The sequence below is a fragment of the Microbacterium pumilum genome (assembly GCF_039530225.1).
Taxonomy (GTDB): Bacteria; Actinomycetota; Actinomycetes; order Actinomycetales; family Microbacteriaceae; genus Microbacterium; species Microbacterium pumilum.
The window spans coordinates 2,011,908-2,034,698 of sequence record NZ_BAAAOH010000001.1 but is presented as its reverse complement, the minus strand read 5'-3'; the positions used below and the strand labels follow the sequence as shown (position 1 = coordinate 2,034,698).

Here is a 22,791-nt window from a genome sequence, read left to right as displayed (position 1 = left end):
ACCCCCGGGCTAAGGTGGCCGGATGGCACCCGTGACCCTCCGCACTGCGCGCCTCGTACTGTCGCCGCCGACTCTCGCCGATGCCGCCGCGATCACCGACGCCGCGCAGGATCCCGTGGTTCCGCGCTGGACGACCCTGCCGTCCCCGTACGCCCTGAGCGACGCCGAGGGGTTCATCGCGAAAGCGGCAGCGGGGTGGGATGCCGAGACCGAACTGAACTGGGCGATCCGTGCCGACGACCACTGGGTCGGGATGCTCGGCCTGCACCGGCTCGAACGCGGCGGGGCGGCGGAGATCGGGTACTGGATGGCGGCGGCCGCCCGCGGCCACGGGTATCTCACCGAAGCGGCCGGCGCCGTGATCGACTTCGCGTTCGATTCCGACGGGCTCGCCCTCGAACGCATCGAGTGGCGCGCGGTGGTCGGAAACGTGCCATCGGCACGCGCCGCGCGGGCCCTCGGATTCCGTTACGAGGGCCTCGTCCGCCAGGGCCTCGTAGGTCCGCGTGGACGCGATGACGGGTGGATCGCGGGGCTCCTCGCGACGGACGACCGCGCACCGCGGCCATGGCCGGTGCTGGACGCCTGATCGACGCGGACCCGACCCGCGGTCCCACCCTCATGGGAGGATGACGTCATGCCCGAGATGCCCGAGGTGCAGGGGCTCGTCGACTTCCTGGACGGACGTCTGGCCGGCCTCACGATCACGCGCGTGACGGTGGCGAACATCGCCGCGCTGAAGACGTACGATCCGCCCGTCGATTCGCTGAAGGGGGCCGAGATCACCGGCGCCAGCCGCCACGGCAAGTTCATCGATCTGTCGACGAGGGCCCCGGATGCCTCGCCCCACCTGATCTTCCACCTCGCGAAGGCGGGCTGGCTCCGGTGGTACGACCAGCTCACGGCGACCGTCATCCGCCCCGGCAAGACGCCGATCGCGCTCCGCGTCGCGCTGAGCGACGGCTCGGGCTTCGACCTCACCGAGGCCGGCACGAAGAAGTCGCTCGCCGTGTACGTCGCCCGTGAACCGGATGACGTGCCCGGCATCGCCCGGCTCGGCCCCGACCCGCTCGACCCCGGGTTCACGAGAGACACGCTCGCCGGGCTGCTGGCAGGGCGCCGCACGCAGATCAAGGGCGTGCTGCGCGACCAGATGGTCATCGCGGGCGTCGGCAACGCCTACTCCGACGAGATCCTGCACGCCGCGAAGACCTCGCCCTACGCCCTGGCCGCGAGTCTCACCGACGACGAGATCGACACGCTCTTCGCAGCGATGACCTCGACCCTCACGGAAGCGGTGGCCGAGGCATCCGGCAAGCCGCCAGCCGAACTCAAGGACGCCAAGCGCCGCGGGATGCGGGTGCACGGTCGCCGCGGCGAGGTCTGCCCGGTCTGCGGCGACACCGTCCGAAGCGTGTTCTTCGCGGACAATTCCCTCGAGTACTGCCCCACGTGTCAGACCGGCGGCAAGATCCTCGCCGACCGTCGTCTGTCACGCCTGCTCAAGTAGCGCGCAGGCGCGTTTCGTCACGCCTTCGGCTCGCTCAACGACCGGTGGTTCACCCGTTCGGCCTGCCTTCGGCTCGCTCAACGACCGGTGCGAGCGAACTCACCCGTCGGTGGTGCCCATCAGGGCGCGGGCGTCGTCGTCGACCCAGTCGAGGGACTTCGACACGGCCTTCTTCCACTGGCCGTACCGCTGCTCGCGCTCGGCCTCCGGCATCCGCGGCTCGAATCGCACGTCCTCTTTCCAGTGGGCGCGCAGGTCGTCGCGGCTCGCCCACACTCCCGTCGCGAGCCCCGCGGCGTAGGCCGCGCCGAGCGCGGTCGTCTCGACGACTTTCGGGCGGATGACGGGGATGCCCAGGATGTCGGCCTGGAACTGCATCAAGACCTTGTCGCGCGTCATCCCGCCGTCGACCCGGATCTCGTCGAGCGCTCGTCCGGTGTCGGCGACGACGGCTTCGACGACGTCGCGGGTCTGGAACCCGGTCGACTCCAGCGCGGCGCGCGCGATGTGCGCCTTGTTCACGAATCGCGTGAGTCCCACGAGCGCGCCCCGGGCGTCCGGGCGCCAGTACGGCGCGAACAGGCCGGAGAAGGCCGGCACGAAGTAGGCGCCGCCGTTGTCCTCGACAGATGCCGCAAGGGTCTCGATCTCTTCGGAGCGCTGGATGATGCCGAGGTTGTCGCGCAGCCACTGCACGAGCGAACCCGTGACCGCGATGGATCCCTCGAGTGCATAGCGTGCCGGCTCGTCGCCGCAGCGATACGCGACGGTCGTGATGAGCCCGTTGCCCGAGCGCACGATGTCGGTTCCGGTGTTCACCAGCAGGAAGTTGCCGGTGCCGTACGTGTTCTTCGACTCCCCGGCGTCGAAGGCGGCCTGGCCGAACGTCGCCGCCTGCTGGTCGCCGAGGATGCCCGCGATGGGCAGCCCATCGGCGGCACCGGGCAGCGCAGCCTCGCCGTAGACCTCGGACGACGAGCGGATGTCGGGCATCATCGCGCGCGGGATGCCCCACACGCCGAGCAGCTCGTCCGACCAATCGAGTGTGCGGAGGTCCATGAGCAGCGTTCGGCTCGCGTTGGTGACGTCGGTGATGTGGATGCCGCCGCGCCGGCCGCCGGTGAGGTTCCATACGATCCACGTGTCTGGCGTGCCGAACAGCAGGTCGCCCGCTTCGGCCGCAGCGCGCGCCCCGTCGACGTTCTCGAGGATCCACGCGACCTTGGACGCCGAGAAGTACGTGGCGAGGGGCAGGCCGGTGACATCCGCGAACCGATCCACTCCCCCGCCGCCCACCGCCACGAGCTCATCGATCCGGGGCTGGGTGCGGGTGTCCTGCCACACGAGCGCATTGTGCACGGGGTGCCCGGTGCGGCGGTCCCAGACCATGGCCGTCTCGCGCTGATTCGTCACGCCGATGCCGGCGACATCCATCGCGCCGAGCCCCGCGCGCGCCAGGGCGGCGGACGTGACCCACTCGGTGTTCGTCCAGATCTCCACCGGGTCGTGCTCCACCCAGCCCGCGTGCGGCATGATCTGCTCGTGCTCGCGCTGCGCGACCGACACGATGGTGCCGCCCTGGTCGAAGACGATCGCCCGCGTCGACGTGGTCCCCTGATCGATAGCCAGGACGTGGTCCGCCACCATCGGCTCCTTCTCTGCGGGCAGCTCCGCCCGCGCACGGTCATCGGACCGCATCCCTGCGACCGGTGGGGTCAGGCTACCGCGCGGTGACCGATCTGCCGGCCCAGGACGGGTCCGCGGCATGCACGCGGGCGACGCCGCGCGCGGTCTCCTCGGCGATGCGCGCGTCATCCCAGCCGAGAGCAGGAGCGATCGCCCGCGCCACCTCGTTCGCCGCGTCGACCGACACTGCGCCGGTGAATGCGAGGCTCGAGCGTCGCATCAGCAGATCATCGAGGTGCACGACATCCTCGGTGCGCGCGATGTGGCGCAATTCGGCCGTGCTGTAGGTCGGGAGCTGGTCGAGCACCTCATCCGCGTCGTCGGCGACGATCGCCGAGATCACCTCTTCGGCGACCGTGCCGTAGCGGTCGAGCAGGATCGCCACGCGATCCAGCGGCAGTCCGGCCGCGTGACGATCGATCCACTGGCGCCGCGAACGCTCCGTCGTCGGGAATCCGAGGCCCCCGCCGATCGCGACGCCTCTCGTCGAGCGGCGACGCGGCTGCGCGAGCAGATCGAGCGCGCGGTCGGCGAGGTGCTCGGCCGACGCGCGGAACGTGGTCCACTTGCCGCCGACGAGGCTGAGGACCGTCGCATCGCCGCCGACGATCTGCTCGGCGTCGATGCGGTACTCGCGCGACACGAACCCGGGTGCGATGTTGCCGTGGCCCGGCAGCGGGCGCACCCCGGCGAAGCGGTAGACGATCTGGTCGGGCGTCACCTCGATGTCGGGGAGTACCTGCCCGATGAGCCCGATGAAGTACTCCACCTCGGCCTCGGTGCACACGATCGGATCGGTCATGTCGTGCTCGAGGTCGGTGGTGCCCACCAGCACTCGGCCCTTGAGCGGGTAGATGAGGACGATCCGGCCGTCGTTGTTCTCGAAGAACAGCTCGCGCCCGCCCGTCGCCGCGAGCAGCTCGGGGTGATCGAGCACGATGTGCGAGCCCTTGGTTCCGCCCATGTGGTGGGTGGGGTCGCCGAGCGAGAGGTTCGTGAGGTCTGTCCACGGGCCGGAGGCGTTGATGACGACGGATGCCGCGAACGGCACCTCCGCACCGGTCTGCCGGTCGCGCACCACGACGCGGCCGTTGTCGACCCCGACCGCGGCGCTGTAGTTGGCGGCCCTTGCACGGTCGCCGCCTGCGGCGCGGCCATCGCGGAGCACGTCGATCGCCAGTCGTTCCGGGTCGTGGAGCGAGGCATCCCAGTACGTCGCGGTGTACTTGACGCGAGGGTTCAGCGCGGGCAGCTGCGCGAGCGAGCGCCGCCGACCGTGGAACTCGTGGCGCGGTTCGCGGCCCCCACCGCGTGAGAAAGAGTCGTAGATGACGAGCCCGATCTTGATGAGCACGGCGCCGCGCTCGCGATTGCTGACGGAGCCATGCCGGAGGAACCGCAACGGTGCACCCAGCACGCCGGAGAACGTCGAGAATATGGGGATCGTCGTCTGCAGCGGCCGCACGTAGTGCGGAGCGGTTCGCAGCAGCGCGTTCCGCTCGGTGACCGACTCGTGGACAAGGCGGAACTCACCGTTCTCGAGATACCGGATGCCGCCGTGGATCATGTGGGATGAGGCGGCCGACGCACCGCTCACGAAATCATCGCGTTCGATCAGGGCGACATCCACGCCCTGCAGAGCGAGATCGCGGAACGTCGCAAGTCCGTTGATGCCACCGCCGATGATCAGCACTTCGGCGTATGGGCGTTCACTCAGTGCGCCGAACCCGGTTCCCCCGTAGGACATCGCTACCCCCCGGATCAAGCCTAAGTCCACGTCTGGACACCGGCGCGGCGCTCAACCGGATGCTCGGGAAAGCTGAAGGAAACGTTGGGTGTCGGGCCGGCGCGAGTTCATGCGGCGACATGGAATGATCTCGCGCCGGCGGCGTTGACTTAGACTCAAGAGCATAAAACGTGCTCCGGGGTCGGTGGGAATCCGAACCGGCGGTGACAGTCCGCGAGCCAAGGCATCAGCATCCGTCCGGATGCCGCCGCGGCCGATCCGGTGGAAATCCGGAACCGACGGTGATGCAGCAGACATCTGCTGCGAGTCCGGATGGGAGGCAGCACGAGCGGCGCAGCGCGCCGCCGTTCGCCATTCCCCGGAGCCTGGATGAGGGATTCGGATGCCGGCGACACAGGCGGAACGTGATGCGATGCATCGCGCGCTCGCCCTGGCCCAGCACGGACCTCGCGGGGTGAATCCGCAGGTCGGCGCCGTGATCCTGTCGCACGACGGCGAGATCCTCGCCGAGGGCTGGCATCGCGGGGCCGGCACCGTCCACGCCGAGATCGACGCGCTGTCCAAGCTCGCGCCCGGCGCGGCGCACGGCGCGACCGCCGTGGTCACACTCGAACCCTGCAATCACCACGGTCGCACCGGCCCGTGCTCCGAGGCGTTGATCTCCGCGGGAGTCGCGCGCGTCGTGTACGCCATCGCCGATCCGGGCGAGCGCTCGGCCGGAGGCGGCGAACGACTCAGTGCAGCGGGCGTGGATGTCGAATCCGGTCTCCTCGCCGATGACGCGACGGCCCTTCTGGCACCGTGGCTGACCGTTCAGAGGCTCGACCGACCGCACGTCACGGTGAAGTGGGCGCAGAGCCTGGATGGCCGGGCCGCGGCATCCGACGGCACCAGCCAGTGGATCACCGGACCGCAGGCACGCGCCGATGTCCACCGCCGGCGCGCCTTGGCCGATTCGATCGTCGCGGGAACCGGAACGGTGCTCGCCGACGACCCCGCCCTGACCGCACGGGCGGGCGATGGGTCGCTGCTCGACCAGCAGCCGATCCCGGTCGTCATCGGCGAGACGCCGACCCCGGATTCCGCGGCGCTGCGCAGCCACCCGCGCGGCGCGCTCTTCTACGCCACGCGCGACCTCGGGGCAGTGCTCGAAGACCTCCGACAGCGAGGGATCCAGCGGGTCTTCGTGGAGGGCGGCCCGACGCTCGCGAGCGCGTTCGTCCGTGCCGGACTCGTCGACGAGGTGCTCGCGTATGTCGCACCGGTGCTGCTCGGGGGAAATCGCCTCGCCCTCGGCGACATCGGCGTTCCGACGATCGATGATGCGCGTAGGCTCACGGTCTCATCCGTCGAGCGTCTCGGCGACGACCTCTTGATCGTCGCGCTGCCCGTTCGCCGCGCGCAGGGCACCCATCCTGCCGCGCACTCGCCCACACAACAGGGAGTCAGCTGATGTTCACCGGAATCGTCGAAGAGATCGGCGTGATCACGGCTGTGGAGCCGTCAGGCGACGGGGTCCGACTCACGGTGCAGGCTCCGAAGGCGGTGTCGGATGCCGCGCACGGCGACTCGATCTCGGTCAGCGGCGTGTGCCTCACCGTCGTCGATCAGGGTGCCGACTGGTTCACCGCCGACGTCATGAGGCAGACGCTCGACATGTCGACACTCGCCGGAGTCACGGCCGGTCGCGCGGTCGACCTCGAGCGCGCGACGGTCGCACACGGCCGGCTCGGCGGACACATCGTGCAGGGCCACATCGACGGCACCGGCGAGGTGCTCGAGGTGCGGCCAGGAGCGGAATGGCGCGTGCTGCGCATCGGCCTCCCGGCACACCTCGCGCCGCTCGTCGTGGACAAGGGGTCGATCGCGGTCGACGGCGTCTCGCTCACCGTGAGCGCGGTGAGTCAGGCTTCCGAGCCGGACCAGTGGTTCGAGGTCTCACTCATCCCGGAGACGCTCGAGGCCACCACCCTCGGCACACTGACGCCCGGCGACCACGTCAACCTCGAGACCGACATCCTGGCGCGGCATGTGCAGCGTTTGCTTTCTTTCCCGGCTCCGGCCGCACCCACGCTCCGCGAGGCCGCTTTCTCCCCTTCACACACCTCGAGCGAAGGAGGCTCGCGATGAGCCTTTCCACGATTCCCCAAGCCCTCGACGCACTCCGCGCCGGGCGCCCCGTCATCGTCGCCGACGATGAGAACCGCGAGAACGAGGGCGACGTCATCCTGTCGGCGCAGCTCGCGTCGCCGGAGTGGATCGCCTGGACGGTGCGCTGGTCGAGCGGCTTCATCTGCGCCCCCATGCCCGCCGAGTGGGCCGATCGACTCGACCTGCCGCCCATGGTCGAGGTGAATGAGGATGCCCGTGGCACCGCCTACACCGTGAGCGTCGATGCTGCGGACCGTCAGTCGACCGGCATCAGCGCCGCCGACCGTGCGCACACCCTCAACGTGCTCGCCGATCCGACCTCGAAGCCGAAGAGCGTCATCCGACCAGGGCACATCCTGCCTCTGCGCGCCGTCGACGGTGGCGTCCGCGAGCGCGGCGGGCACACCGAGGCAGCCGTAGAGCTGATGCGCCTTGCGGGTCTCGAGCCCGTCGGTGCGATCGCCGAGGTCGTCGCCGAGGACGGTTCGATGATGCGCCTGCCCGGACTCATCGAGCTCGGTGTGCGCGACGGGGTCGCCGTGATCACGATCGAGCAGCTCATCGCGTACCTCGACGAGCATGAGCCGGTACAGGCATCCGGCTCCTCGAAGCACCGGCGTCGGGTGAGCCTGCGAGCCGAAGCGAACGTTCCCACCGCGCACGGCGACTTCCGCTTCCTGGCGTACAAGGACCGCATCACCGGCACCGACCATCTCGCCGTCGTGTCGGGCGATCTCACCGAGTCACCGCTCGTGCGCGTGCACTCCGAGTGCCTGACAGGCGAGGCGTTCGACTCGCTGAAATGCGAGTGCGGTCCGCAGCTCGACGCCGCGCTTGACGCGATCGCCACCCAGGGCGGTGTCGTGGTCTACATGCGCGGTCACGAAGGACGCGGCATCGGGCTCATCAACAAGCTGCGCGCCTACAGCCTGCAGGAGCGCGGGCTCGACACCGTGGACGCCAACCTCGCGCTGGGACTGCCCGCCGACGCCCGTGATTACGCGGCGGCGGCCGGCATCCTCGCTGATCTCGGCATCGAGAAGGTGCGTCTGCTGACCAACAACACCGACAAGGTCGCGCAGCTGCGGGACTTCGGGCTCGACATCGTCGAGCAGGTTCCGCTGCTCGTGGGAGTCGGACCCAACAACCACCAGTACCTCGCGACCAAGCGTGACCGGATGGGGCACATCATCGACGAGGACGACCTCGCCGACGCGCTGGCGCAGATGCACGAGACGGCCGAGCGATGAGCGGCAAGGGCTCACCGCAGAGCGTCGGCACGGTCGACGCCACAGGGCTGGATGTCGTCATCCTCGCGGGCACATGGCACGAAGTGATCACCGACGGGCTGATCGCCGGTGCCCGGCGGGCGCTCGAGGCATCGGGTGCGACCTGGCGGCTGGTCCGTGTGCCGGGTTCGTTCGAGCTGCCCGTCGCCGCGCAGACCGCCCTCGACGCAGGCGCGGACGCGGTGGTCGCACTGGGCGTCATCATCCGAGGCGGCACGCCCCACTTCGAGTTCGTCTCGTCTGCGGCGACCGACGGACTGACTCGCGTCGCCCTCGACACGGGCAAGCCGGTGGGGTTCGGTGTACTGACGCTCGACGACGAACCGCAGGGACTGGCTCGCGCCGGCCTGCCGGACTCCGAAGAGGACAAGGGCTTCGAAGCAGCGGATGCGGCCATCCGTACCGCGATCGTGCTGCGAGAGCTGCGCGGCTGACATCGCGCCCTGTCGTCGAGCTGAGGTCGACCTTGCTGGCGGGCTGCCGCCGATGGGCCTAGCGTGACGTGCATGGAGATCCTGCGCCACGTCGTCGTCCTCATCCACCTCGTCGGATTCGCGATCCTCTTCGGCGCCTGGGTCGTCGAGGTCGCGAACAGGCGCCATCGCGTGACGCCGCTGATGAACATCGGCCTCGGCATCGCCGCAGTCGCCGGTCTGATTCTGGCCGCGCCCTGGGGAATCTCCTACGACCTCAACTATGTGAAGCTCGGCGTCAAGTTCGTGATCGTCATCGTGATCGGCGCCCTCCTCGGCATCGGCGTCGGTCGCGAGCGCAAGACGGGCTCGGTGCCCCCGGGAATCTTCTGGTCCGTCGGCATCCTGACGCTCGTCAACGCCGGCATCGCGGTCATCTGGCGCTAGACCGGCCGGTCGTCGTCAGCATCCCTGGAGCACCGCCTGCGCGGCATCCCGGTCGGCGGCGCCGATGCCGAGGTCATAGGTGTGCAGCACGTCGACGAAGTTCTCGACATAGGTGCAGCGCAGCTCCGGGACGGCGGGGAGCCATTCACTCGGCCCCGAGTCGCTCTTCGACTGATTCGTCGCCTCGGACGCAGCAACGAGATTCTGCGGATCGTTCGCGAACGCGGCGCGCTCCTCATCGGTCCAGTACTCGGCGCCGTGGCGCCACGACCACGCGAGTGCGACCACGTGGTCGATCTGCACCAGGACCGACGTGTCCCACCCTGAGACGAAGTCGACCCTTTGGCCGTCGTACGGATCGATCAGCAGACCGCTGAGCACCTTGCAGTCGTTCGTTCCCGGCTTGAACACCGGGTCGAGAAGGTCCCTCCCCAGCGTGTCGTTGCGGGTGTCGCAGCCGTTCCGGTCGACGTCGAGCCAACGTTGCCCGAACCGATCTCGGTCGTACTGCGCGTCCGAGTGTCCCGAGACCACAGGCAGCGAGGCGAGCTGAGCCAGCGCAACCGCGGCATCGTTCTGCGGCCCTCCCGTTTCGGGCTCGGGAGTGACTGTCGGGCGTGACGAAGGCGAGGGCGTCGGACTGAGCTGCGCCGCCGGCGAGATACTCGGCGCGACGACCACATCCGACCCCGGCAGGTTGATCGCGACGACGATTCCGATGAGGACGAAGATGAGCGCGACGACGGATGCCGCGATGATCGTAGCCGCCCGACGAAGGCCGGGCGGGCGGCCCGGTGCGGCGACGGAGGTGGTCGCCCCAGGTCGAGCCGGCGGAGGCGACGAGCCTCGAGTCGCCCCCTGGCGAGGCGGCGGAGGGCTGGACACTCCTAGACGCCCGAGTCGACGGGACCCTGCGCGCCCGACGGGCTCTGAGTCTCGGACGCGATCGTGCCGCCGCGCTCGGCCCAAAGCCGGATCGCCGACTGCGGGACGGGACCGGCGATGTCGACGCGCCAGGAGATGTCGACCGGGGCCGTGCCGTCGTCCGCGAACGGGACGATGTGCACGGCGACTCCCGGCTGGAACGAGAGCTGGCTCTCGAGACGCCGTGGCAGCACCAGGTAGCTGGTCACGCGTTCGTGGTGCCGCTCGCCCAGCTCGAACTCGTCCAGCACCATCGCGGTCAGCGGAGTGACCGGATCGCGACGCCCGGCCAGAGACCCGAGCAGGAACTCGTCCCACGGCATGCGACCCCGCCCGATGTCGAACGGATCGCTCGCGCGCATCAGCGCCTGCAGCGGGTTGTCGCCGACCGGGATCACCTGCGGGCGTCCGCCGTGCAGCTCGTCGCGCTGCGCACGCTTCACCAGTTCTTCCAGGCGCGGACCGGCGACCCTCGTCAGGATCGTCTCGTCATCCAGTGCCGCGAGCAGCATCGCGCGCGTGTGGTTGGACGCATGCGGCAGATCCTCGTCCAGCGCATTGAGCCCGAACGAGCCCGAACCGCGTTCGATCGCGGTCTCGCGCACGAGCGATTCGAACGCGGCGTGACGCCAGCCCTTGACGACGAGCTGGTCGGTCATCACTGCGCGCAGGCGCGCGGTGGCCGCGTGGTCGTCATCCTGAATCGTGGCGATCTGCAGCGCGAACGGCATCGAGCCGCGTGCCACCTCGTAGGGCTGACGCTGCGTCCACGGTTCGGGCACATGCCACGGCCGGTGGATCGAACGCGACAGCAGCACGAGCCAGTCGACGGTCTGGCGGTGCAGCGACGCCAGCCGGGTCGCCTCCTGGCGCGATTGGCGCGAGTTGCGCCCGAGCTGAACCAGCCGCATCCGCTGCACGTCGATTCGCCGCTCGAACCGCGACCACCCCGCGTGGTATCGGATGAGCGCGATGAGAGTGAGCAGAAGCGCAGCCGAGACGATCACGGCCATCACGAGCCACAGCCAGAAGTTCCAGGGACCGGTCTCGAACGACGGGTCGCGTTCGACCTCGCGCTGCACCAGGAGCATGCCCAGGACCACGATCGCGCCCAGCAGAAGGGCGACCAGCCAGCCGACGAGCATCGTGCGGTGGAACCGCTGCCTGAGACGCAGCAGCTCGCCGGCGGCGGGAACCTCGATGTGGTCGATCTCGTCGGAGAGCTTCTCGGACAGCCGTTCCGCCGCCCGCCGCTCGTCGGAGAGCTTGCCGAGCAGGCGCCAGATGAACGAGTGGTCCTGCGCGGAGGCCCAGCCGTCGAAGCGCTCGAGGGTGCCGGCGCGAGCAGTGCGATCCGCGTCGGCGCGACGGAATTCGTTCTCGACCTCGTGACGACGCGCGTCGACTGCGGCAAGTCGTGCCTCGTTCGTCGAGAGCAGCTGGTCGAAGGTCACGGGCGCCGGCACGGGCTGCCGACGGGTGGGCGGTGCGTCGGTGGGCGGCGCGCTCGGCGCGCCGGCGACCGGAGGGACGGATGCCGGGGCACCCGCCGCCGCCTCGGTCGGGGGCACCGGGCGCACAACAGTGCGCAGGGCCCGGATCTCGGCCTGCAGCGCGGTGAGCTCGGTCTCCGCCTCGGCACGGCGGGCTGCGGCATCCGCCAGCCATGCGTCGAGCTTCTCGCGCGGGTCATCCAGCGCAAGGGCGTACCAGTCGACCCGCGCGGGGAACCCGTCGGGCACCTCGTCGCGGGCCGGGGTCCACGGGTCGTCGGGCAGGGCGAGCACGTCCGACACGCGGCCGAAGATCGGCGTGCTGCCCTCGACCGGCGCGAAGCCGAGGTCGCTGAGATCGGCGCTGCCGTCGAGCGAGCCGAAGACGAGCTCGCGCAGTCGCGCCCAGAGCCGGGGCGTTGTGCGAACGTGGGCGATTCCGGCCGAGGCGTGCGCCTGCGCACGGGCCGCCTGCTCCGCCTCGGCGATGCGCTCGGCCTCGGTGAGCAGCATCCGATCGCGCAGGTCGAAGATCTCGTCCAGCTGTACGCCGACGATCATCGCGCCCTCGTCGGTGTGAAGCGCTCTGGTCAGCCGTCGCGAGGTGCGCGAGGTCACCCAGCGCCACGACCAGTACGGCATGCGTACGAGCTTCTCGCCCGCGAAGGAGAAGAAGCGGCCGAGCTGGCGCCAGATGCCGATGCGGACCTTGCCGGGATCGGGGTCGAACTTCGGCTCACGGAAGCTGAGGGCGCTGTCGTCGAGCGACATCGCCCCGCGCGCCATGTCGTCGACGTAGCCGTCCACGAGCTTGTCGGGGATGAACGTCGTGCCGTCGGGCGGCCGGTTCATGCTGGGGTCGACGAGCAGCGACTCGGGCTTGGCAGCGGATTCGAGCACCTTCGCGGCGGTACGGCGACCGAGCGACTCGGTGAGCACGGCGTTGACGAACACCCGGGAGATCCAGACGCTCTGGTGGCCGGACTCCTCGCGGTGGAAGAGCTCGAAGCTGCCCGTGCTGACCCCGTTCCACAGCCCGGCGACGCTGGCGACGTGGGTCAGGGTGAAGCCGACGAACCGCTCGTTCTCGCGGACGAACGCGTCGCCCGACCACGGGCTCGAGCGGTCTTCTGGCGATGCGACGACCACGACCCCGTACTCGCCGCTGGCCCAGTCGACCCGCTGGCGCAGCTGGAACTCCGTGGGTGCGCAGATCAGCGTCGCGTGGTGCAGCTCGGTGGGCTGATCGAGAATCGTAGCGGCGGGGTTCAGCATCGGCATCGACTTGCGCACGTACTCGCGCACCCGTTCGGTGATCGCGTCCTGCACGGCGTCGAGCTCACGCGACGGCACCGCGGAACGCAGCTTGACGAGCCGCACGACCGAGAGCGACTCGCGTGCGAGCGCCTCGAACAGGTCGACCTCGATGGCGGCGACCTCCAGGTCGTGACCGACGCCGAGCACGACAGCGCGGATGCGCGGCGGGCCGACCTGAGCATCGTCCACCTGCTCGGGCATGACCCACAGTGCGTGACCGAGCAGGCCCATCTTGGTCCACTCGCCGGCGAGCGCGACGATCGCATCGCCCTGCGTGCCGCTCGGCAGCAGGACGATGCTCGCCTTCGCATCGGGCCAGAAATGGTCGGCCATGTCAGACTCCGGTGTCGTCGGTCCGCGTGGCCATGACAGCGGACGTGAGGCCCTCGAGAGCCCCGATGATCTCGTCCCGGATCTCCCAGCTGACCGGGAAGTCGTAGACCGAGACCGAGTCGTCCTGATTCACGACGTCACGGTGGAACCTCTGCAGCTCACTCGAGAGATAATCTCGCAGCGCCGTCTGGCGTGACGCGAGATCTCCCTCCGCGGTGCCGGCGCGCGAGGCCGGCGGAACCGGAGCGCCACGGTCGAGCGTGCCCCGCTGCAGCCACGCGATGAGCGCGGGTGCCGGCGCGCCGTCCTCGCCGCCGAGCGCGGACAGGGCGCGATACGGCGCGAGCGGCGTCAGCGTGCCGTCCACGTTGCACAGTGCGAGCGCGATCGTGAGCGACTGCAGGACCACACCCGGATAGTCGACCGGCAGCGCGTTGCGGCGGTGGAGAAGCGGATGCGGGAAAACGGCGTGAGCGCGGGATGCAGCATCCCACACCGCGAGCTTCGGCCCGCGTTCGCCCTGCTCGGTGTTGACGTCGAGCCGCCCGAGCGCCTTGGCCACGTACCACCCGCGCACCATCGACGAGACGACCTTGGGATCGGCGGGGATCGCCTCGCCGAGCAGGCGCGCGCGCTTGAACTGCCAGAACGCCTCACGGCTGTCCTGCGTGTTGGACTGCTTGAGCCAGCCTCGCGCGATCGGCTCCATGACGGAGTCCATGACGATCGGCTGGTAGGGGAAGCCCGACATCGCGAACACCTCGATGCCGTCGACCCGCGCATCCTGGAACCACGACTCGGAGGTCGTGTCGTCCCAGAAGCCCATCTGGCCGAGCACGCCCTTCGTCACCTCGAAGAGCTCGGTGCCCTCGCGGAAGGGTATCGAGCTGACGACGAGGCTCGTGTCCTCGTTGATCGCCTTGTCGTGCACTGCGCGCAGCAGACCCGGGTTGAGCTTCACGAGCGGCTCGCTGGCCCCGAGCGCCGCCTGCAGCTGCTCGCGGTAGCGGTCGCGGCGGGCCGCGAATACGTCGGGCGGCAGGCTCGCCTGGTCGAAGAAGCTCAGCAGGTCCTCGCTGATGTACGCGTGGAAGGGGGTTCCCTCGCGCCGCATCCAGAGGCGGGCACGCTCGAGGTAGACCTCGGGGCTCGACTCCATCGAGAAATGCGGTGCCTGCGGCGAATACGGCGACTCCGGGTCGCCCGAGATCGTGGGCTTCCAGCTGCGGGGATTGCCGATCAGCGACCAGCTCGTGGCATCTGCTTCGCGCACCTGCGCCGGCGGCTGCCCGACGAGCACCTGGGTCATCACCTCGAGGATCGCATCCTGGTACTTGGCCTCGGTGCCCTCGACGCTCGCGCGCACGAGGCGCTCGAACTCGGCCGGGTACTCCGTGTGCTCGATCAGCAGCCGCTCGTTCGGGGCGGGCTCGTACTTGCGCGGCACCGTGTGATCGTTGCGGGTCGGCCAGAACTCGTACTCGTTGTCGCGGTTGTCCGCCGTCTTGCGCGTGGTCACCCGTTGGCGGAGCGAGACCAGCGAGCCCTCGAGGTAACGCCCGAGCGGCGACAGGAAGTCGTCGCGCAGTTCGGCGACGAGGCCGCTCGCGCTCTGGCGCAGCCGCGCCTCGGTCGCCCACTCGAGCGCCTGCGTGAGCCGCTCTATCGCGTGGTGCACCACATCCTGATCGGGACGGATGGACTGCTGGTTCGGCGCCTGGCGCAGTTCGTCGGCGACGAGCGAGCGGAGGCTGCCCACCCAGTCCTCGAGCTGATGAGCCTCGGCTTCGAGCCCATCGGCGGTGCTCTTCAGGGTGCGATCCAATCGGCCGAGCATCGAGACGACGGCCGGGAGTCCGATCTGCGCCACGTAGTCGGCGATGGTGTGGAGGATGTGCGACGGCATCTCCTTCACCCAATCCGCGAGCAGCACCTGTCGTGCCCGAAGATCGCGCTGGAGCAGTTCGCCGACCCGCTGCGAATACTCGTGCAGCAGTCGGTCCGCCCACACCGTGAGGTCGAGGCCGCCCGACTTGTCGAGCTGCGATGGCTCGCTCAGTCGCTGGTCGACCCCGTGCTCGAGCTCTGCCTTGATCTGAGTGAGATTGTCGGCGGCCCGCAGGGCGTCGATGATCTGGTTGTTCGCCTCGCTCTCCTCGTTGAGCCGCAGGTCGCGGATGAACCGCTGATACGCGCTGTCGGCCCGCGATTCGATCCACTCGCGCTCGGTCTTGCGTGCGAACAGCGGATCGTCCTCGGCGTGCGCGTGCAGCACGCGATCGATGACGGAGCGGGTGAAGCGCTCGGCCGAGTACTCCAGGAACTTCTCGCGTCCGAGCGTCACGCGGCCGAAGCCCATCGACGAGAACGGCGGAGAATGGTGCACGGGACTCGCGAGTCCCGAGTTGTCGGGCAGCACGTTCGCTCCGACGCGCGCCTGCCAGTTGCCCGACGAGTACGCGATCATGTCGTCCTGCACCCGCTCGTCGGTCATCCACGCGGTGAGGCTGGTCGCCACGGCGTTGTAGACGGCGCTCTGGTCTTCGAACGTCACCTTGCTGTTGCTGCGCCCGACGATGAACGGATACGCGGCGCCGACGCGGTCCATGGCGTTGCCGTACGCGGGTGCGACGCCCTGGTGCTTGAGCAGCTCGAGCGTCGCCTCGGAGGGCGACTCGGTCCAGAACCCGTTCATCGTCTCGGCGATCGCCGCGAGCGCGTTACCCGGCATGCCGGCCGTGACGTTCAGCTGGTCGAAGACATCCGGGGCGTACAGGATGCTGAAGAACTGGTTCGACCACGGATTCTGCTTCGCGGTCGACTTGACCACCTCGATGATGTCGAGGAACTGCCCGGCTCCCGATCCTCCGGCCACCGAGGAGATGACGATCACGGTGGGACTGCCGTCGCCGCCCTCGCCGCGCGTGCGGAGCACCTGCGCGAGGGTCTGAAGCTCGGCGAGCGCCGAGGCATCCCCCAGCCGGGCGATCGCCGTCCGCGCCGCGGTGGCGATGTCTTTCGTCGACGCCAGCGCGACGGCGCGGCCGACGGCCCGGTACTGGCCGGCCCCCTTCGTCACGTCGACCTTGACGCTCCGCGGGTTCGGCAGCTGTCGCTGGATGTCCTGGTGCACGGCCGCGTTGGCCGAGTGCGCGCTCTCGATCGAGCCGTAGACGGTGTTGTAGCTCGCCCCGGTGCTGACGAGGCCCTTGTACTCCTGGTGCGGCAGGAACGGGATGGCGTAGTCCACACCGTCCTGCGCGGTCGGGGTGTCGAAGTGAAGGAACTGCCATGCGGCCGGGATGCCGGATTTCCAGCCCACCTGCTGGAGCTTCAGCTCGAGCTGGTACTTGATGCCGCGGAGGGTCTTGCCGCCGGATCCACCGACGCCGATGAGGAGGAACGGTCTGAGCATGTCGTGCTCGCTTTCTCGTTGAAATCGTGGAGGTCAGCGGCCGCGGGGCGGCGGCATTCCGGGCAGGGGTGGAGGGGAACCCGGCAGGGGCGGAGGGGAACCCGGGAGGGGCGGAGGGGAACCGGGTCGGGATGCTCCGCCGGGAACAGCGCTCGGCCGCGGAGGCGGCCCGGCCTTCGAGGGCGGGGTTCCGTCGTCGGGTGAGGAACCGGGGCGGGGAGGCGCTGCCGCGGCGCCGGATCCGCCCGCGCCGGAGGGCGGCGGGCCGCTCTTCGCCCTGGCGGCCTCCGCCGCCTTCGCCGCCTTCGCCGTCCGCAGCCGGTCGACGGCGTCGGATGCCGCAGTGTCCCGCGCGATGTCGGCCAGCCGCTCGCGATACTGCGCCGGCTGATAGGCGTCGAAGCGGTGGTAGATCACCGCGGTGCCGTTGACGGCCTCACCCTTCGAGGTGCGCGCGAGCTCGGCATCCGTCACTGTGATCGCCCAGAACGCATCGAAGGGCAGCTGCCGGAAGCGCAGTGCGCCATCCGCCGAGCGCACCCCCGCCGACGCCGAGCGCGCACTCGTTCGTGCCGCCGCGATGGCCACGCCGGCGGCGGGAGCGATCTCGTACTCCGGCGCATTGAGCGGGAACCATGGCAGCCGCGCCCGAATGCGTCCGAGATCGGGATCGGAGAGCGAACGGACGTTGCGCGCCGCGCCGCGGTAGCGGAACCGCTCCGAGAGCGCCGTGTCGGAAGCGGGCACGTCCAGCGGCTCCACGCCGCCGGGCACGACGCGCACCGGGAACGTCGCGCGCTGGACCGAGTTGCCGATGTCGAGCCGGGTGGTCCACCAGTTGAGGAACCACAGCAGGATCAAGGGCAGCAGGATGCCGATCAGCAGCAGTCCGAGGGCCACGAGCGCAACCGAGCCGACGTTGACCGGGTGCGTCGAGCGGAACTCGATCGGCACATCCTGCGTCAGCTCCTCGCCGTCGGCGGAGACGAACGCCACCGGCATGCTGGCGCGCACCAGGCTGTCTGCCGCGGTCTGGTTCGTCGCGGTGATCTTGATGCGCTGATCGGTCGCACCCTCGGGCACCACGATGCACCCGTCCGCATCGAGGTCGCCATCCAGCTGCCATGACCATCCCGCCGCGCGGTTCGCGCTGTCGCTGATCACTTCGGGATCCCCGGTGACGCAGACCCTGCCGTCGCCGCCGGATTGCGGCCCGTCCACGGTCATCCCACCGCGGGCCGCGCCGTCGGCGCCCTCGAGCACCGACAGCTGCACGGGAATGGTGTGCACCCGAGGAAAGTTCGCGGGCAGCACGGTCGCCACCGATTGCTGGGTCGTCACCGGAGCGAGCGCGAGCCCGTGCGGGGCGGTCTCGAGGTCGAGCGATGCCGTGACGACGATCTCGGCGGCCGAGACATCCGCCGGCATCGGGATCGTGATGGCTCCGGTGACGGGGTCCACATCGGCCTGCGGCAGCTCCTGGACGGTTCCGTCGGGGCTGACGATGGATGCTGTGAACTCCGCCGACCCGTAGGCCTCCAGCGGAGCGGGGTCGCCGGCGGCATCCTGCACCTGCGCGGTCAGGACCGCGGCGGTCGCCCCATCGGCGCCGAGCTCGATCGTGTTCTGCGCGTCGAAGACGATGCCGAGATCGCTGAACAGGAACACGTCGTCCACATCGTCGGCCACGAGCTGCCACTGCCCTTGCAGGGATGGATCGTCGATAGGCACCTCGACGAGCGTCGCACCCGCGGATGTCGTCACCTTCGCAGGACCCGGTGCATCGGTCGTGATCGTTCCGACGCCGGACTCCGGCGGCGCGACGAGGCTCCAGTCGCCGTCGCCCAGCGCGATCTGGAACCGCGAGACGCCCGGGTCGATCCAGAACCTGCCTTCGGCGTCGAGCGGTTCGGGGTATCCACCGCCGATCTGACTCGCGAGCTCGAGGAAGACGCGTGCCAGCGCGCTCGGATCGGTCGCATCCACCACCGCGCCATGCACGGCAGTCGACGGCGGGTCTGGCTGGCCGCACTGCTCCGGTGTGCCGTCGACGTCGCCCGAGCCCTCGACGAGCGGCCACATGACCTCGGCGTCGTCGCGCGTCGATCCCTGTGCGAGCAGCGTGCCCATGACGACCACACCGGACTGGCGGAACGCATTGAAGATTCCGTAGCCCTGGGCCGGAGCGTGCCCGGCGGGGTCGATCGGTCGCCCGCAGAGATCGTTGACCGCGTCGGCGGTCGCCTGGTCGCCGCCTTCGAGGTCGATCGCGCCGTCGGTGAACCAGACCACGAGCTGGCAGGCCTTGTCGGCATCTGGCTGGCCGGCAAGCTGCTGCTGCGTGCCCTCCATGGCGGCGAGCCAGTTGGTGTAGCCGTTCGGCTGCTTGGCGCGGATCGTCGACTCGAGCTGGTCGGCGCTGGCTTCGGTCCAGGGCGTCCACGAGATCGCCGATTCGAACCCCGTGCTGAAGAACCCCGCCGCCCAGTTCACCTGGGTGTCGCCGCCGAGGTTGCCGAGCTGCGACAGACTGTTGGCGAGGATGTCGGCGCGTGTGTAGTCGGGATCGGAACCGGGGGTCTTGCCGTCGTCCTCGACGCGCAGCGACTGCGAGTTGTCGATGATGTAGTACGCGTTCAGCACGCCTTTCGACGCCACGCAGGTGCGAAGGTCATCGACGGCCGACTGTCCCGAGTCGGAGAGACCCGCGGATGTGGCCGCCGCCACCGCAGTGTGTTCGGTCGCATTCGCCGCCGGCCCGGTCAGCAGCGGCAGTGCGATCGTGAGCACTGTCGCGGCCAGGACCGCCCATACTCGCCTCACGAAAGGCCCAGCCGCTCCGAGATCGGGACGCTGAGGTTGAGGACGTGCCACGCTCCGAGCAGGATGCCGAGGCCCGCCGCCCATGCGAGGGCACGTGAGTATCCGGGCCGCAGCGCGAAATTGCGATTCCGTCGCAGGCCGTCACGCTGCGCGATGACGTTCCAGCCATAGCATCCGATCACGACGACCGGAGTCAGCACATACCCGATGAAGCTCAGCCACCAGGCGTCGGACGTCACGAGAGCGAACCCGAGACCGAGGATGTTGACGGTCGCGCTCGCCGTGACGAGCACGATCACCGCGACCGTCAGGCTGACGACCAGTGCGACGGCGGCGGCGATCAGCGGAACCGGACTGGCTTGCGTGCGGCCCCGCGTGGGCGCGGCGGAGGCCGGTCGCGCGTTCGGCGCCATGCCGCCGGATCGCGATGAAAGCGATGACATGCGGAACCACCCCCGTACCGGCCGACGAGAGTCGGATGGGCTTTCCCCGAGCCACGCAGTGACTGTAGGGCAGACCGACGACATTCAACCCGTCGAAACTGACGATATGCCCGATGTGACCAATGTGACTAGTGTGATTCGAGTTGCGATCAGCCCAGGAACAGCGCCCGCAGCCGCTTCGTCGTGAAGATGAGACCGACCGTGATCATCGCGACGTAGTACGCGACGTGTACCCACATCGCCGGCGACAGCGCGCCGGTCGTGAGCCCTCGGACCAGTTCCACGCCGTGCCAGAGCGGCAGTGCCATCACGATCCACTGGATGAACTCGGGGTAGATCGTGATCGGGTACAGCGTCGCCGAGAAGAGGAACATCGGCAGCAGCACGATGTTGATCCAGTCCATCTGCTGGAAGGCCTTCATGTAGCTTGTGACGGCCATGCCGACGCTGGCGAAACCGAACGCGATGAGCACGACCGCGGGCAGCGCCAGGATCGCCGTCCACGCGAGGTTCAGTCCGGCGATCTGCATGATGATCATGAACCCGGTCGCGTAGACGAGGCCGCGCAGCAGTGCATAGAGGATCTCCCCCAGCGCGACGTCGAGCGGACCCAGCGAGGTCGAGAGCATCCCCTCGTAGAGCTTCCCGTAGTTCAGCTTGAAGAAGACGTTCCACGTCGAGTCGTAGATCGCCCCGTTCATCGCCGAGACGGCCAGAAGCGCCGGTGCGATGAATGCGGCGTACGACACTTCCATACCGGTGGATGTCTCGACCGGTCCGATCAGGCTGCTGAGACCGATCCCCATCGACGCCAGGTAGAACACCGGCTCGAAGAAGCCCGACAGGACGACGGCCCAGCTCGAAGAGCGCGCCGCGATGAGCCCGCGCTGCACGACGGCGCCGGGGTTGCCAGCCCACAGGGCTCGCACGCCGCCGCGCCGAGCGACGGCATCCGGTGCCTGCGTCGCCGCGGTCATTTCGCGAGCCTCGTCTCGAAGAACCGTCGTCCGAGCACATAGCCGACGACGGTGAGGCCGATGAGGTAGGCGAAGTGCACGACGATCGCGGCCGGAGAGAGCTCAGCGCCGTACGAGATCCAGCGCCCGAGTTCGGTCGCGTGCCACAGCGGGGATATCCACCCGATCCACTGCAGCCACAGCGGCAGCGAGTCGAGGGGGTAGAAGGTGCCTGAGAACAGGAACATCGGCATGAAGATGAAGCGCTGGACGAGCGCGAACTGGCCCTTGTCGTCATAGATGGATGCCGCGTAAGCCATGAGGGGGACACCGAACGAGAGCCCGGCCAGCAGCGAGACGAAGATCATGGTCCAGCCCCACGTGAACGCGGGGATCGCGCCGAAGATGTAGAGGAACAGCGTGTAGGCGACGGCGACGACGATCATGCGCGCGGACGCGCCGAAGATGACACCGGTCGCGATCTGGCGGCTCGCGATCGGCGACGCATTGAAGCCGTAGAAGTAGCGACGCCACTTGAAGCCGGCCATGACCGGGAAGGTGAACTCCTCGGCCGCGACCGAGATGGTGGCGGTCATGAGCAGAGCCGGCGCGACGAAGACGAGGTACGACACCTCGATCCCGCGGTCGTCGATGGGGGCGTCGATGAGGGCGGCGAGGCCGACGGCGAGGCCCAGCAGGTAGATGATCGGCTGGCCGAGCGCGGCGACGACGATGGTCCACCCGTACGCGCGCATGGCGCGGACCATGTGCTCCGTGACATACCAGGAGCCGAATCCGCGAGGCCTGCGGCCCCACTCCATCGCCTCGGCACGCAGCTCGTCGATCGACGGCTGGGCCACCGTGGCTCCGCCCGGCGCACCGGACGACTCGGGAAGCGTCATTCGATCAGCGACCTTCCGGTGAGTCTGAGGAACACATCCTCGAGGCTCGAACGACGAACAAGGCTGGTGATCGGCTCGAGCCCGGCCGCGGCGATGCGCTCGAGGACGTGCTCGCCGTTGTCGGTATACATGAGGATGCGGTCGGGCAGCACTTCGACGCGGTCACCCATGCCCTGCAGCTGCGGCGCGACCTGCTCGTTGCGGTCGGACCCGAACCGCACCTCGAGCACCTCACGACTGGAGTGCTCGCGGATCAGCGACGAGGGCGTTCCCTGGGCCATGATCCGGCCCTTGTCGACGACGATCAGCCGGTCGCAGAGCTGCTCGGCCTCATCCATGTAGTGCGTCGTCAGCACGAGCGTGGTGCCGCGTTCCTTCAGCCGGAACAGGCGGTCCCACAGCACGTGGCGCGCCTGGGGGTCGAGGCCCGTCGTCGGCTCGTCGAGGAGCAGGATGCGCGGGTCGTTGATGAGCCCACGTGCGATCGTCAGTCGGCGCTTCATGCCGCCGGACAGCTGATCGACCTTGCTCTTGGCCTTGTCTTCGAGCTGTGCGAAAGCGAGGAGTTCGTCGGCCTTCTGCGCACACACCTTGCCGGGGAGCCCGAAGTAGCGGCCGTAGATGTAGAGGTTCTCTCGAGCGTTCAGCTCGCCGTCGAGATTGTCCTGCTGCGGCACGACCCCCAGCCGGGATCGGATCTCGGGGCCGTAGTGGTCGGGGTCGAGGCCCAGGATGCTGAGATCGCCGCTGGAACGCGTCGACACCGCGCCCACCATCTTCATCGTGGTCGACTTGCCGGCGCCGTTGGGACCGAGGAGGCCGAACGACTCCCCCGGCGCGACCTCGAACGACAGGCCGTCAACCGCCAGGAAGTCGGGCTTGCCCTTGACCGCGTAGGCCTTGACGAGGTTCTTCGCTTCGATCACGGGGGCGGGCACCGGA

Annotated in this window: 17 protein-coding genes and 1 riboswitch; of the genes, 7 read left to right on the top strand and 10 right to left on the bottom strand. The window is 69.2% G+C overall.

All coding sequences use genetic code 11. The features are described 5' to 3' along the window. The first annotated feature begins 22 nt into the window (after window positions 1-22). Both ABD188_RS08895 and ABD188_RS08890 read left to right on the top strand, forming a co-directional pair. A complete protein-coding gene (locus ABD188_RS08895; protein ID WP_344060722.1) occupies window positions 23-589 on the top strand; it encodes a GNAT family N-acetyltransferase in 567 nt (188 codons plus the stop codon). 48 nt (window positions 590-637) lie between these two features. Further along, entirely contained in the window at window positions 638-1,510 is an 873-nt protein-coding gene (locus ABD188_RS08890) for an Fpg/Nei family DNA glycosylase (protein ID WP_344060719.1), read from the top strand. 99 nt (window positions 1,511-1,609) lie between these two features. Here ABD188_RS08890 and glpK read toward each other — a convergent pair whose 3' ends face one another. Both glpK and ABD188_RS08880 read right to left on the bottom strand, forming a co-directional pair. Next, a complete protein-coding gene (gene glpK / locus ABD188_RS08885; RefSeq protein WP_344060716.1) occupies window positions 1,610-3,154 on the bottom strand; it encodes a glycerol kinase GlpK in 1,545 nt (514 codons plus the stop codon). Between the two features lie 76 nt (window positions 3,155-3,230). Continuing rightward, on the bottom strand, window positions 3,231-4,943 hold the full coding sequence (locus tag ABD188_RS08880; protein WP_344060714.1) for a glycerol-3-phosphate dehydrogenase/oxidase: 1,713 nt from the start codon (window positions 4,941-4,943) through the stop codon (window positions 3,231-3,233). A gap of 167 nt (window positions 4,944-5,110) precedes the next feature. Further along, a riboswitch (FMN riboswitch) is annotated at window positions 5,111-5,272 on the top strand. A 53-nt stretch (window positions 5,273-5,325) separates the two neighbouring features. Between ABD188_RS08880 and ribD the strand changes: the two genes are divergently transcribed. The 5 genes from ribD to ABD188_RS08855 all read left to right on the top strand — a co-directional run bounded on the left by ribD (window position 5,326) and on the right by ABD188_RS08855 (window position 9,243). Then, window positions 5,326-6,396 (top strand): bifunctional diaminohydroxyphosphoribosylaminopyrimidine deaminase/5-amino-6-(5-phosphoribosylamino)uracil reductase RibD, encoded by a 1,071-nt coding sequence (gene ribD / locus ABD188_RS08875; RefSeq protein ID WP_344060712.1) that lies wholly within the window; start codon window positions 5,326-5,328, stop codon window positions 6,394-6,396. After that, the gene (locus ABD188_RS08870; RefSeq protein WP_344060710.1) at window positions 6,396-7,073 is read left to right on the top strand and encodes a riboflavin synthase; all 678 of its coding nucleotides are present in this window, start codon (window positions 6,396-6,398) and stop codon (window positions 7,071-7,073) included. The genes ribD and ABD188_RS08870 overlap by 1 nt, the downstream gene beginning before the upstream one ends. Then, window positions 7,070-8,344 (top strand): GTP cyclohydrolase II, encoded by a 1,275-nt coding sequence (gene ribA / locus ABD188_RS08865; RefSeq protein WP_344060707.1) that lies wholly within the window; start codon window positions 7,070-7,072, stop codon window positions 8,342-8,344. The genes ABD188_RS08870 and ribA overlap by 4 nt, the downstream gene beginning before the upstream one ends. Next, window positions 8,341-8,817, top strand: a complete 477-nt coding sequence (ribH, locus tag ABD188_RS08860; protein ID WP_344060704.1) for a 6,7-dimethyl-8-ribityllumazine synthase — start codon at window positions 8,341-8,343, stop codon at window positions 8,815-8,817. The genes ribA and ribH overlap by 4 nt, the downstream gene beginning before the upstream one ends. Before the next feature lie 72 nt (window positions 8,818-8,889). Next, window positions 8,890-9,243: a Fe-S protein gene (locus tag ABD188_RS08855; protein ID WP_344060701.1), complete on the top strand. Its 354-nt coding sequence runs from the start codon at window positions 8,890-8,892 to the stop codon at window positions 9,241-9,243. A gap of 15 nt (window positions 9,244-9,258) precedes the next feature. Here ABD188_RS08855 and ABD188_RS08850 read toward each other — a convergent pair whose 3' ends face one another. The 8 genes from ABD188_RS08850 to ABD188_RS08815 all read right to left on the bottom strand — a co-directional run bounded on the left by ABD188_RS08850 (window position 9,259) and on the right by ABD188_RS08815 (window position 22,787). Continuing rightward, window positions 9,259-10,128 (bottom strand): HNH endonuclease family protein, encoded by an 870-nt coding sequence (locus tag ABD188_RS08850; protein ID WP_344060698.1) that lies wholly within the window; start codon window positions 10,126-10,128, stop codon window positions 9,259-9,261. A 2-nt stretch (window positions 10,129-10,130) separates the two neighbouring features. Continuing rightward, the gene (locus ABD188_RS08845) at window positions 10,131-13,310 is read right to left on the bottom strand and encodes a hypothetical protein (RefSeq protein WP_344060695.1); all 3,180 of its coding nucleotides are present in this window, start codon (window positions 13,308-13,310) and stop codon (window positions 10,131-10,133) included. A gap of 1 nt (window position 13,311) precedes the next feature. Then, window positions 13,312-16,725, bottom strand: coding sequence for a tubulin-like doman-containing protein (locus tag ABD188_RS08840; RefSeq protein WP_344060692.1), 3,414 nt, complete (start codon window positions 16,723-16,725; stop codon window positions 13,312-13,314). 33 nt (window positions 16,726-16,758) lie between these two features. Further along, on the bottom strand, window positions 16,759-19,548 hold the full coding sequence (locus ABD188_RS08835) for a vWA domain-containing protein (protein ID WP_344060689.1): 2,790 nt from the start codon (window positions 19,546-19,548) through the stop codon (window positions 16,759-16,761). Then, window positions 19,545-19,991, bottom strand: a complete 447-nt coding sequence (locus ABD188_RS08830; RefSeq protein WP_344060686.1) for a hypothetical protein — start codon at window positions 19,989-19,991, stop codon at window positions 19,545-19,547. Before ABD188_RS08830 ends, ABD188_RS08835 begins: the two co-directional genes overlap by 4 nt. A gap of 149 nt (window positions 19,992-20,140) precedes the next feature. Beyond that, entirely contained in the window at window positions 20,141-20,968 is an 828-nt protein-coding gene (locus ABD188_RS08825; RefSeq protein ID WP_344060683.1) for an ABC transporter permease, read from the bottom strand. Continuing rightward, window positions 20,965-21,849 (bottom strand): ABC transporter permease, encoded by an 885-nt coding sequence (locus ABD188_RS08820; protein ID WP_344060680.1) that lies wholly within the window; start codon window positions 21,847-21,849, stop codon window positions 20,965-20,967. The genes ABD188_RS08825 and ABD188_RS08820 overlap by 4 nt, the downstream gene beginning before the upstream one ends. Beyond that, window positions 21,846-22,787, bottom strand: a complete 942-nt coding sequence (locus ABD188_RS08815; RefSeq protein WP_344060677.1) for an ABC transporter ATP-binding protein — start codon at window positions 22,785-22,787, stop codon at window positions 21,846-21,848. The genes ABD188_RS08820 and ABD188_RS08815 overlap by 4 nt, the downstream gene beginning before the upstream one ends. Window positions 22,788-22,791 lie beyond the last annotated feature (4 nt).

Excerpts from the sequence above, each read along its gene's own strand:
- ABD188_RS08895 (WP_344060722.1), top strand. The coding sequence starts at position 23 with ATGGCACCCGTGACCCTCCGCACTGCGCGCCTCGTACTGTCGCCGCCG.
- ABD188_RS08890 (WP_344060719.1), top strand. The coding sequence starts at position 638 with ATGCCCGAGATGCCCGAGGTGCAGGGGCTCGTCGACTTCCTGGACGGA.
- ABD188_RS08880 (WP_344060714.1), bottom strand. The coding sequence starts at position 4,943 with ATGTCCTACGGGGGAACCGGGTTCGGCGCACTGAGTGAACGCCCATAC.
- ribD (WP_344060712.1), top strand. The coding sequence starts at position 5,326 with ATGCCGGCGACACAGGCGGAACGTGATGCGATGCATCGCGCGCTCGCC.
- ABD188_RS08870 (WP_344060710.1), top strand. The coding sequence starts at position 6,396 with ATGTTCACCGGAATCGTCGAAGAGATCGGCGTGATCACGGCTGTGGAG.
- ribA (WP_344060707.1), top strand. The coding sequence starts at position 7,070 with ATGAGCCTTTCCACGATTCCCCAAGCCCTCGACGCACTCCGCGCCGGG.
- ribH (WP_344060704.1), top strand. The coding sequence starts at position 8,341 with ATGAGCGGCAAGGGCTCACCGCAGAGCGTCGGCACGGTCGACGCCACA.
- ABD188_RS08855 (WP_344060701.1), top strand. The coding sequence starts at position 8,890 with ATGGAGATCCTGCGCCACGTCGTCGTCCTCATCCACCTCGTCGGATTC.
- ABD188_RS08845 (WP_344060695.1), bottom strand. The coding sequence starts at position 13,310 with ATGGCCGACCATTTCTGGCCCGATGCGAAGGCGAGCATCGTCCTGCTG.
- ABD188_RS08840 (WP_344060692.1), bottom strand. The coding sequence starts at position 16,725 with ATGCTCAGACCGTTCCTCCTCATCGGCGTCGGTGGATCCGGCGGCAAG.
- ABD188_RS08830 (WP_344060686.1), bottom strand. The coding sequence starts at position 19,991 with ATGTCATCGCTTTCATCGCGATCCGGCGGCATGGCGCCGAACGCGCGA.
- ABD188_RS08825 (WP_344060683.1), bottom strand. The coding sequence starts at position 20,968 with ATGACCGCGGCGACGCAGGCACCGGATGCCGTCGCTCGGCGCGGCGGC.
- ABD188_RS08820 (WP_344060680.1), bottom strand. The coding sequence starts at position 21,849 with ATGACGCTTCCCGAGTCGTCCGGTGCGCCGGGCGGAGCCACGGTGGCC.